Raw genomic sequence first — 10,800 nt, 5'->3', positions numbered from 1 at the left:
GTCACCGGCGTTCGGCGCGAGCCGCCGCGCCGGCGAACCCCCGGCGGCGGCGCCGGGAGGCTGGGGAGCCCCCGCGCCCTGCGGATGGCCGTAGGACGACCCGTCGGGCACGGACGAGCCCTGCGGCCCTCCCGCAGACGGAGTCCCCGGACCGGCCGGGTCCGAAGCGTCGAGCGCGGGCGAGACCGCGGTGCGCGGAAGCCCGCTGCCGCCGGACATCAGCGCCGTCTTGGCGTCCGACGCCGTCGACGGCGGGGCCGCCTCGTCGTCCGAACCGCTCAGCGGCGGCGCGAACACGGTCGCGGGCAGCGGCACGGAACGGTCGTCACCCGCGTCGGCGTTCGTGTCCGTCCCCGCCCACGGCGTCGCCCCCACAGGAGCGGGAGCAGGAACCGGGGCGGAAGCGGGACCAGGAACGGAAGCGGGAGCCGCAGGGGCCGCACCCGCGGGCGCCCCGCCCTGCGTCTCGGGCAATCCGCTCCCGGGCGCCCCGCCCTGCGTACGGGGAAGCGACGGGTCGCCGCCGACCGGCGCGCCCGCCGGAACGCCGGCGGCCGCGACGCCCGAACCGGACCCCGGCCCCGACCCGTTCCCCACGGCGCCGGCAGCGGCCGGCTCCGCCGCGTCCCCGGCCTCACCCCGGCCGGCCTCCCGCCGATCCGGAATGCCCAGCTTGTCCGCCGCCTCCTGCAGCCACTCCGGCGGCGACAGCAGGAACGACGTCTGATTCAGGTCCACCCGCGCCGCGGGCGCCGGCACCGCGTCGGCAGGACCCTCCGGACGGCCGTACTCCTCCTCGTACCGGCGGATCACCTCACCCACCGGCGCAGCCGGCCACAACGTGGCCTCCCCGCTGTCCCGGGCGATCACCAGCCGCTGCGCGCCCCCGTCCGAACGCGGGCCCTCCGCCCGGTCCTCGGCCCACACCACGAACCCGAGCCCGAACTCCCGCACCCGCACCTCACGGTGCTGATACGCCGGCACATCCCCGTTGATCCACTCTTCGGCGCGCTCCTGCGCCTGCGCGAACGTCACCATCGTTCAGCTCACTCCCCCGCACCCGCGGACGACACGGACGACACCGGAACCGCCCGCGCGAACCCGCCGTCCACCATCAGATTCGCCACCGTCTCCAGCTCCGGCGGACTACCGGCCAACCGCGACAGGAAGACGTCGAAGTCCTCACCGCACGGCAGCAGCAACCGTTCCACGCGCTCCGCCGGCGACCATCCCGGATCCACGTCCCGCACGTCGTCGTACGCGCAGAACCACACCGAACCGGCCCGCTCGCCCCGCACCTTCACGGCCAGCAGCCCCCCCTGCACGAACGCGACACACAGGTAGTCCTTCGTCAGATGGTCGCGCAGACACTTGTTCACATACACCAGGTCGTTGACCGCGGCCTCGTCCCGCACCGTGAAGAACGGCTGGTCAACCAGCAGACCCAGCTCCGCGTCCAGCGCCGCGCCCACCGGCGCACAACCGCCCGCCGCCTTCAGGAACGACCGGTACGCGCCCGGCAGCCGGTACCCGAGGTCCTCCTCGACCCCCTGCACCTGCAGTTCCGTCACCGCCACACCCGACTTCGGCAGCCGGACATGCGCCGGCCGCGTCTCCTGCAACGGACGCGTCCCGCGCTTCGCCTGATCCACCACCGCCGTCGACACCCCGCCGTGATGCCTGAGCAACGCCTTCACCTCGACCGGCACCAGCTCCAGCCGCCGCGACCCCGCCACGTGATGCCACGTCCAGCCGTGCGGAGTCGCCACCGCGGACACCGTGTCCCACAACTCATGGCCCGAAGCCGCCGAGGCCGCGTTCGCCGACACGTAGTCCGTCAACCGCAACTCGTCCACGCCGAAGCCCTCGGGCGGATCCGCGATCTCCGCGACGGCGCGCGCATACGGCGAGAAATCCGGGTAGCCCCGCTCGTCCACCCGCACACCCCTCGGGTGCCGTGCCGCCCGGACCGGATCCGGGAAATGCACGACCTGCCCGGCGTAGGCCGCGTTCGGCGGCGCGGCCTGCTGCCCGAGCCGACCTGTAGTCATGGCGGTTGCCCCCTGCGGCACTCTGTACGGCCCGCAGCGACCCGTTCCGCTTGCGAACCGGCCCGCCACGCCCCGTATCGACTGTCTTCACCAATCGCCAACGCGCGTCAACCGCGCGCTCACGGTGGCGACAGCCTATGCGGTACGACGACAGCGGTCACCGGCCCTCCGCTTCCGTGACCAGCCGTCACCCCGCCGTGACAGCCAGCCCGAACCCGGGCGTGTCGCACCGCCCCAGCTTCCCCACCCGCCACGCCATTTGGCACCCTGTGACCTTCCGGGGGATGCACGGGAGGGGAAAACGATCATGAACGCGACGCAGACGGGGTCACCCACCGGCAGGTCCGACGACCTGCGCCACCACACCACGGGCGACCACCGCACCGCCCCCACCGGCGAACCGCACACCGCCGCCGGCGACCCCCGAGTCCACTGGTCCACCACCGAAAACCCCCACACCCCCACCCTGCGCCACCGCCGCGACGGCATACTCCCCACCGTCGCCGCCGCCCTCTCCGTCCGCGGCGCCACCCTCACCGGCACCGCCGCCCGCGGCGACCGGCCCCCACCCCTGCACCCCCTCGTCCAGGACTTCCTCGACACCCTCCCCAGCGCCCAACGCGACCGCTTCACCGGCCGCTGCGCCGAAACACTCCTCATCTCCCGCCACATCACCGCCGCCGACGCCGCCCGCAGCAGACGCGCCGCCCGCCGCCCCATGACCAACGGCGAAGCCCGCAGAACACTCAAACAAGCCAAACTCACCACCCGCCGCATCCGCGAGGACGGCGACCCCCTCCACGGCGGCTTCGCCACCCCCTGCCGCGCCTGCACCGCCCTCAGCGCCCACTTCGGAGTCCGCATCGTCGACCCCGGCCCAGCCGACTGACCCGAACACCCCAGGCCGCCACCCCCCACACCCGGCCACGCACCACCAGCACGACGAACGAAGGGCAGATGCACCCCGACCGCACCTCCACCACACGCTTCCCCGTACCCGTCGACGCCGCCCTGCGCGCCGCCGGCTGGCAACCCGGACGCTGGGACATCAGACAAGCCGAGATCTGGGCCGACACCCTCCGCGAACACACCTCACCCGCCGGCCACCGGCACGCCGTCTTCCCCGCCGCCGTCGAAGCCTGGGCCGAATTCGGCGGACTCACCGTCACCCCCACCGGCCCCGGCCGCCAGATCGCCCCCACCACCCTCCACCTCGACCCCCTCCACGGCCTCCACCTCGCCCGCACCCTCGCCGACCTCGGCCGCGCCCTCGACACCGACGTCGCCCCCCTCGGCGCCGAGACCGACACCCACTCCCTCCTCGCCATCGACGCCGAAGGCCGCGTCTACGCCCTCGACCACACCGGCGACTGGTACCTCGGCCCCGACATCGACCACGCCCTCGGCACCCTCACCACCGGCATCGAACCCGCCCGCCTCACCGCACCCTGACCCCGCCCCCGATCCCCACGCGCCCTACGACGCCGGAATCACCGCCGACACCCGAAAACCCCCCGACTCCGTCGGCCCCGACACGAACACCCCGCCCAACGCCACCACCCGCTCCCGCATCCCCACCAGACCGTTCCCCCCCGACGGCAACCCCGCCGACGACGCCGACCCCACCTCGGGCGGCGCACCGTTCTCCACCTGCATCGCGATCTCCGCCACCCGATGCGCCAACCGCACCCGCGTCTTCGCCCCCGCCGCATGCTTGTGCACGTTCGTCAACGCCTCCTGCACCACCCGAAACGCCGTCTGCTCCACCTCCGGCGCATACGCACGCGCCTCACCCTCCACCGACAACTCCACCACCATCCCCGCAGCCGCCGACTGCCCCACCAACTCCTCCAACTCCTCCAGACACGGCCCCTCCCCCTCCTCCGCCACCAACGTCACCGCCGCCGACGGCACCGACGCGGCCCGCACCCCCGACCCCCCACTGCGCAACACCCCCAACATCTCCCGCAACTCCGTCAACGCCTGCCGCCCCATGTCCCCCACCAACACCGCGTTGCGCACGGCCTTCTCCGGATCCTTCCGCGCCACCGCCTGCAACGCCGCCGCGTGCACCACCATCAGACTCACCCGATGAGCCACCACGTCGTGCATCTCCCGCGCGATCCGCGTCCGCTCCTCACCCCGCGCCCACTCGGCCCGCTCCTCCGCACGCTCCGCGAGCAACTGCAACTCCCGCTCGAGACTGTCCGCACGCTCCCGCAGACTCTCCATCAACCGCCGCCGCGCCCCCACATACATCCCCAGCAGCAATGGCGGCGCCGTCAACCCCAACGACGTCGTGATCGCCGCGAACGGAACGAACCAGTCCCCCAGCGTCAACGAACCCCGCGCCATGCTCCGCCGCACCTGCACGAACGTCACGATCAACGTCCCCACCAACTGCATGCCCGCCAGCGAACCGATGATCCGCCGGGGCAACTCCGAGGCGGCGAGCGTGTACAACCCCACGATCCCCATCAGGAAACCCATCTGCGCCGGCGTGATCGCGATCGCGACCAGCACCACCGCGATCGGCCACCTCCGCCGCACCACCAGCACCGAACCGGCCAGCACCCCGAACACCACGCCCGCCGCCACCGGAATCCCGGCGTCCCCCGCGAACGGAACCCCCTCCACCGCACACTCCACGGCGGACACGAGCCCCAGGCTCCAGTCGAACGCCGCGCTACGCCGTCTACTCCACCACCACGGCCCTCCCCGGGCCACCGTGTCCTCTTCCCCCGTCGTGGTCATGACTCCACCCTACGGGCGTGGCCCGCGCCTTTTCCGGCGAGTTTCTCCGACCGCCCCACACCACACACCGTAACCGAACAACATCGAAACCCACCGGTATCCCTCGAACTGCTGAACCACGCCCGTTCGCCCCCGGAATCCAGCATTCCGCCCGGACGGTATGCATATGGCACATACCGACGGCAAGTACACGGACTTCGAGGCACTGCGGGAACGGGCGGTCGCGTTGCGGCGGGCGGGGCTGAGCCTGCGGCAGATCCGCGACGAGCTGAAGATCTTCAACAACGACATCCTCCATCGCCTGGTGAAGGGGGAGCCGCCGCCCGAGTGGACGAAGCGTCCGAGGGCGAAGGACGACCTGCGGGCGAGGGCCCGCGACCTGCGCCTCCAGGGCTGGACGTACGACCGGATCGAGGCGGAACTGGACTGCTCCAGGAGTTCGGTGTCCCTCTGGGTGCGGGACCTGCCGAAGCCGGAGCGCAAGCGCACGGCACAGGAGGCCTCGGCGATCGCCCGGCGTGGCTGGGAGGCGAAACTGCGCGTCCGGGACGAGGAGCGACGGCGGACGAAGGAAGCCGCCGGCCAGGCGGTGGGGGATCTCTCCCCGCGGGAGCTGTTCCTGGTGGGCGTGGGCCTCTACTGGGCCGAGGGCGCGAAGGACAAGCCGTACGAACGCCGCGAGAGCGTCGCCTTCGTCAACAGCGACCCCGGCATGATCGAGGTCTACCTCGCATGGCTGGACCTCCTCGGCGTCGAGCGCGAACGCCTGCGGTACACCGTCATGATCCACGAGAACGCCGACGTGGCGGGCGCCGAACGCTACTGGGCCGACCTCGTCGGCGCAGACCGCTCCCGCTTCAACAAGACGACCCTCAAGAAGCACAACCCCAGGACCGTCCGGAAGAACACCGGCGAGTCCTACCGGGGCTGCTTGGTCATCAAAGTCCTGAAGGGCGCCGACTTGTACCGTCGCATCGAGGGCTCCTGGTACGGCATAGTGGAGTCCGCGCGCCGAGCCGATCAACGAAATCGGACATAGCGCGATAACCATCCCGGATCGTCTAAGGGCAGGACAAACGGTTTTGGTCCGTTGAATGAGGGTTCGAATCCTTCTCCGGGAGCCCACACCACACGAATGCGGAGTTCGGGTCCTGCCCCAGCAAGGGTCGGGACCCGCTCTCATGTCCCCCCGGAAACGCCCCGGTATCCTTCGGATGTCCCCACCTCTCCACAGCCGAAGGGCAACTCCGTGAGCGCCATTCGCCCGGCAGCCGTCGTCGTACTCGCAGCGGGTGAGGGCACCCGTATGAAGTCGGCCATACCCAAGGTCCTGCACGAGATCAGCGGCCGCAGCCTCGTGGGTCATGTGCTGGCCGCGGCCCGCGAGCTGGACCCGGAGAACCTGGTCGTGGTCGTCGGGCACGCCCGCGAGAAGGTCACCGCGCACCTCGCCGAGGTCGACGCCGCCGTGCGCACCGCCGTGCAGGAGGAGCAGAACGGCACCGGTCACGCCGTCCGGATGGGCCTGGAGCAGCTCGGCGGGAGTGTCGACGGCACGGTGGTGGTCGTCTGCGGCGACACTCCCCTGCTGACCGGTGCGACGCTGGCGCGGCTCGCGGCGACGCATCAGGCGGACGGCAACGCGGTGACGGTGCTGACGGCCGAGGTGCCGGACGCGACGGGGTACGGGCGGATCGTGCGGGACGGGGTCTCGGGCGCGGTCACGGGGATCGTGGAGCACAAGGACGCGGACGACGCGGTGCGGGCGATCCGGGAGATCAATTCCGGGGTGTTCGCGTTCGACGGGCCGTTGCTGGCGGACGCGTTGAAGAAGGTGCGGACGGACAACAGTCAGGGCGAGGAGTACCTGACGGACGTCCTGGGGATCCTGCGTGAGGCGGGTCACCGTGTCGGGGCCTCGGTCGCGGGGGATCACCGTGAGATCGCGGGCATCAACAACCGGGTACAGCTGAGCGAGGCCCGTCGGATCCTGAACGACCGGTTGCTGACGGCGGCGATGCTGGCCGGGGTGACGGTGGTGGATCCGGCGTCCACGTGGGTGGACGTGACGGTGACGTTCGAGCAGGACGCCGTCGTGCACCCGGGTACGCAGTTGCACGGCTCGACGCATCTCGGGGCGGGTGCGGAGGTGGGTCCGAACTGCCGGCTGACGGACACGGAGGTCGGTGCGGGGGCCCGGGTGGACAACACGGTGTCGTACGGCGCGCAGATCGGTGCGAACGCGTCGGTGGGGCCGTTCGCGTATCTGCGGCCGGGCACGCGTCTGGGTGCGAAGGGCAAGATCGGCACGTACGTGGAGACGAAGAACGCCTCCATCGGCGAGGGGACGAAGATCCCGCATCTGTCCTATGTGGGGGACGCGACGATCGGCGAGTACTCGAACATCGGCGCTGCCAGTGTGTTCGTGAACTACGACGGACAGGACAAGCATCACACCACCGTCGGGTCGCATTGCCGGACGGGTTCGGACAACATGTTTGTGGCGCCTGTCACGGTCGGGGACGGTGCGTACACCGCCGCCGGCTCCGTGATCACGAAGGACGTGCCCCCCGGTTCGTTGGCCGTGGCCCGTGGCCAGCAGCGGAATATCGAGGGTTGGGTGGCTCGTAAGCGTCCGGGCAGTGCGGCGGCGAAGGCGGCCGAGGCGGCCTCTCACCAGGAGGACGGCGGCAGCTGACCGGAAACAGGCGCGTCGGAGTCGGCGTACCGTGATAGGTGCACACCCGCACCCCACCAGCTGAGACGGCCGCGTCGCGCCCAGTGGCGAGGTCTCTCGACACCCAGCTGAGACACCTCTGAGGAGACAGTGCTGTGACCGGGATCAAGACGACCGGCGAGAAGAAGATGATGTTCTTCTCCGGCCGCGCCCACCCCGAGCTTGCCGAGGAGGTCGCCCACCAGCTGGGTGTCGGGGTCGTCCCGACGAAGGCCTTCGATTTCGCCAATGGTGAGATCTATGTGCGGTATCAGGAGTCTGCGCGCGGTGCGGACTGCTTCCTGATCCAGAGCCACACGGCTCCGATCAACAAGTGGATCATGGAGCAGTTGATCATGATCGACGCGTTGAAGCGCGCGTCGGCCCGTTCGATCACCGTGATCGTGCCGTTCTACGGTTATGCGCGCCAGGACAAGAAGCACCGTGGGCGGGAGCCGATCTCGGCCCGTCTGATCGCGGACCTGATGAAGACGGCCGGTGCGCACCGGATCCTGACCGTGGATCTGCACACGGATCAGATCCAGGGTTTCTTCGACGGCCCGGTGGACCACCTGTTCGCGCTGCCGCTGCTCGCGGACTACGTGGGCAGCAAGGTGGACCGCGACAAGCTGACCGTGGTGTCGCCGGACGCGGGCCGGGTGCGCGTGGCGGACCGTTGGTGCGACCGGCTGGGCGCGCCGCTGGCGATCGTGCACAAGCGGCGTGACAAGGACGTGGCGAACCAGGTGACGGTCCACGAGGTCGTGGGCGAGGTCAAGGGCCGGGTCTGTGTGCTCGTGGACGACATGATCGACACGGGTGGCACGATCTGCGCGGCGGCGGACGCGTTGTTCGCGCACGGCGCCGAGGACGTCATCGTGACGGCGACGCACGGTGTGCTGTCGGGTCCGGCGGCCGACCGGTTGAAGAACTCGAAGGTGAGCGAGTTCATCTTCACGAACACGCTGCCGACCCCGGGTGAGCTGGAGGTCGACAAGATCACGGTGCTGTCGATCGCGCCGACGATCGCGAACGCGGTCCGTGAGGTGTTCGAGGACGGTTCGGTGACGAGCCTGTTCGACGAGCAGTGACGGTCGCGGTGACGTCTCTCGTCTAGATCGATTTCTTGTACGGCCTTCCGGCTGAGTAGACTGCTGCAGTTGCTCGGCGAGGGAGGCCGTACGCGTGTGTCACACGTGTGTACGGCGGTCCGTTATCGACGCGCTCTTCGTAGCAGGCCGATGGTTTGGCCGGGTGACCACCTTTCCCCCGAGTTCTACGAGGAGTGAACATGGCCGAGGTCAAGCTCGCCGCCGAGACCCGTACCGAGTTCGGCAAGGGCGCCGCCCGTCGTATCCGTCGTGCCAGCAAGGTTCCGGCCGTGGTCTACGGTCACGGCGCCGACCCGATGCACATCACGCTGCCGGGCCACGAGCTCCAGCTCGCGCTGCGCACGCCGAACGTCCTGCTGAGCCTGGAGCTCGACGGCAAGACCCAGCTGGCCATCCCGAAGGCCGTGCAGCGTGACGCGATCAAGGGCTTCCTGGACCACGTCGACCTGCTGCTCGTCCGCAGCGGCGAGAAGGTCAACGTCGAGGTCTACGTGCACACCGAGGGCGACCTGGCCCCGGGCGCGTACCTGCTGGAGCACGTCCTCAGCACGCTGACGGTCGAGGCCGAGGCCACGCACATCCCGGAGTCGGTCACCGTCTCCATCGAGGGCCTGGAGGCCGGCGCCTCCATCCTCGCGAAGGACATCCCGCTGCCCAAGGGCACCACGCTGGCGATCGACGAGGACGCGGTCGTCCTGCAGGTGCTGTCCGCGCAGGCGGAGGAGGCTCCGGCCGACGCCGAGGCCGAGGGCGCCAGCGAGGCCTGATCCTCGTCGTCATCCCGCCGGCCGCCGCTTCCCCCGGGGAGCGGCGGCCTGCGTGTGGCCGCGGTGCGCGGCGCCTGGTGGCCGCTGCGCACAGCCCCGCTCGCCCGCCCCTGGCTGCTACTCGTCAGCCGCTGCACAGTCGAGGAGACATGACGTGACGACCGATGCCGGCGCGCCCTGGCTGATCGTGGGCCTGGGGAATCCGGGTCCGGAGTACGCGATGAACCGGCACAACGTCGGTTTCATGGTGGCCGATCTGCTGGCCGGGCGGATGGGCGGCAGGTTCAAGCGGGCGGGGAAGGCCCAGGCGCAGGTGGTGGAGGGGCGGGTGGGTCCGCCGGGGACGGGCGGGCGTCGGGTGGTGCTGGCGAAGCCGATGTCGTTCATGAACCTGTCGGGCGGTCCGGTGAACGCGTTGCGGGACTTCTACAAGGTCCCGTTGGGGAACGTGGTGGCGGTGCACGACGAGCTGGACGTCGACTACGGGGTGCTGCGGCTGAAGCTGGGCGGCGGGGACAACGGGCACAACGGTCTGAAGTCGATGACGAAGGCGATGGGCGCGGACTACCACCGGGTGCGGTTCGGGATCGGACGGCCGCCGGGGCGGATGCAGGTGGCGGACTTCGTGCTGAAGGACTTCGCGTCGGCGGAGCGCAAGGAGCTGGACTACTTCGTGGACCGGGCGGCGGACGCGGTGGAGGCGTTGGTGCTGGAGGGACTGGAGCGGGCGCAGAGCACGTACAACTCCTGACGTTCCGCCCGGGCGACTTCCGGTCTGTCACCCGGGGTGGCTCCCGGTCTTTCGCTGGGGCGACTCCCGGTCCGTCACCCGGGTGGCTCCCGGTCTTTCGCTGGGGCGACTCCCGGTCCGTCGCTCGGGAGGTTGACGTTTCGTCCGGGCATGGCCAATGATCCCGGCCATGCATGCCGTAGCCGTCCGGTCCCATCGTCGTCGGGGTTCCTCGTGGAGGGGGCCGGCCGGGGCGTCGGCGGTGGCGTTGCGGTGGGGGCGGTTCGCGGTGATGGGCGGGGTGGCGGCGCTGATCCTGCTCGCGGGGGTGTGGGGTTCCTGGGGTGTGGCGCAGCACGTGATGCTGACGAAGGGCCGGGAGCAGGGCACGGTGGTGGTGGGGCGGTGTGACGGTGGGTGGTGTGCGGGGCCGTACGCGCCGGTGTCGGCGGGGTCGACGGCGCGTGCGCGGGTGATGATCGAGGACTCGGTGGCGGTGCGCGAGGGGGGGAGTTATTCGGTGGTGCTCAAGCCGGGATCGGACGAGGCGGTGCGGTCGGGTCCTGCGGGGGTGCTGTTCGCGTGGGTGCCGTTGGGGGGTGCGTTGTTGCTGGCGTCGGTGGTGGTGGCGGGCGGTTTGGGCCGGGTGCGGGCGGGGTGGGTGCTGGCG

General features: G+C 70.7%; 10 protein-coding genes, 1 tRNA gene and 1 pseudogene. 9 read left to right on the top strand and 3 right to left on the bottom strand.

All coding sequences use genetic code 11. From position 1 onward, the window contains the following. Together ACFVYK_RS37075 and ACFVYK_RS37070 are read right to left on the bottom strand one after the other, a co-directional pair. Positions 1-1,038: pseudogene (locus ACFVYK_RS37075) on the bottom strand (hypothetical protein); the annotation flags it as partial. Between the two features lie 8 nt (positions 1,039-1,046). After that, a complete protein-coding gene (locus ACFVYK_RS37070) occupies positions 1,047-2,051 on the bottom strand; it encodes an SMI1/KNR4 family protein (protein ID WP_389781140.1) in 1,005 nt (334 codons plus the stop codon). Positions 2,052-2,358: 307 nt separating this feature from the next. Between ACFVYK_RS37070 and ACFVYK_RS37065 the strand changes: the two genes are divergently transcribed. Next, positions 2,359-2,940, top strand: a complete 582-nt coding sequence (locus tag ACFVYK_RS37065; protein ID WP_389781139.1) for a YwqJ-related putative deaminase — start codon at positions 2,359-2,361, stop codon at positions 2,938-2,940. A gap of 68 nt (positions 2,941-3,008) precedes the next feature. Further along, a complete protein-coding gene (locus ACFVYK_RS37060; protein ID WP_389781138.1) occupies positions 3,009-3,503 on the top strand; it encodes an SUKH-3 domain-containing protein in 495 nt (164 codons plus the stop codon). 24 nt (positions 3,504-3,527) lie between these two features. Here the strand turns inward: ACFVYK_RS37060 and ACFVYK_RS37055 are convergent, their stop codons facing one another. Beyond that, the gene (locus ACFVYK_RS37055; RefSeq protein ID WP_389781137.1) at positions 3,528-4,805 is read right to left on the bottom strand and encodes a sensor histidine kinase; all 1,278 of its coding nucleotides are present in this window, start codon (positions 4,803-4,805) and stop codon (positions 3,528-3,530) included. Between the two features lie 166 nt (positions 4,806-4,971). Here ACFVYK_RS37055 and ACFVYK_RS37050 point away from each other — a divergent pair, with 166 nt between their 5' ends. The 7 genes from ACFVYK_RS37050 to ACFVYK_RS37020 all read left to right on the top strand — a co-directional run. Next, on the top strand, positions 4,972-5,844 hold the full coding sequence (locus tag ACFVYK_RS37050) for a hypothetical protein (protein ID WP_389781136.1): 873 nt from the start codon (positions 4,972-4,974) through the stop codon (positions 5,842-5,844). Between the two features lie 11 nt (positions 5,845-5,855). After that, a tRNA-Gln gene (locus tag ACFVYK_RS37045) sits at positions 5,856-5,926 on the top strand. A 128-nt stretch (positions 5,927-6,054) separates the two neighbouring features. Then, on the top strand, positions 6,055-7,503 hold the full coding sequence (glmU, locus tag ACFVYK_RS37040) for a bifunctional UDP-N-acetylglucosamine diphosphorylase/glucosamine-1-phosphate N-acetyltransferase GlmU (RefSeq protein WP_389781135.1): 1,449 nt from the start codon (positions 6,055-6,057) through the stop codon (positions 7,501-7,503). A gap of 134 nt (positions 7,504-7,637) precedes the next feature. After that, positions 7,638-8,612, top strand: coding sequence for a ribose-phosphate diphosphokinase (locus tag ACFVYK_RS37035; protein WP_329410776.1), 975 nt, complete (start codon positions 7,638-7,640; stop codon positions 8,610-8,612). A 200-nt stretch (positions 8,613-8,812) separates the two neighbouring features. Continuing rightward, complete coding sequence (locus tag ACFVYK_RS37030) at positions 8,813-9,400, top strand: 50S ribosomal protein L25/general stress protein Ctc (protein ID WP_389781134.1); 588 nt, start codon at positions 8,813-8,815, stop codon at positions 9,398-9,400. Between the two features lie 154 nt (positions 9,401-9,554). After that, a complete protein-coding gene (gene pth, locus ACFVYK_RS37025) occupies positions 9,555-10,151 on the top strand; it encodes an aminoacyl-tRNA hydrolase (RefSeq protein ID WP_389781133.1) in 597 nt (198 codons plus the stop codon). Positions 10,152-10,308: 157 nt separating this feature from the next. Then, positions 10,309-10,800 (top strand): hypothetical protein (locus ACFVYK_RS37020; RefSeq protein WP_389781132.1); only part of this gene is annotated, 492 nt, incomplete at its 3' end.

Origin of the sequence: Streptomyces sp. NPDC058291 (assembly GCF_042880855.1) — a bacterium.
Taxonomy (GTDB): Bacteria; Actinomycetota; Actinomycetes; order Streptomycetales; family Streptomycetaceae; genus Streptomyces.
The sequence above is the reverse complement of the archived record's forward strand: the minus strand, read 5'-3'. Positions and strand labels throughout refer to the sequence as shown.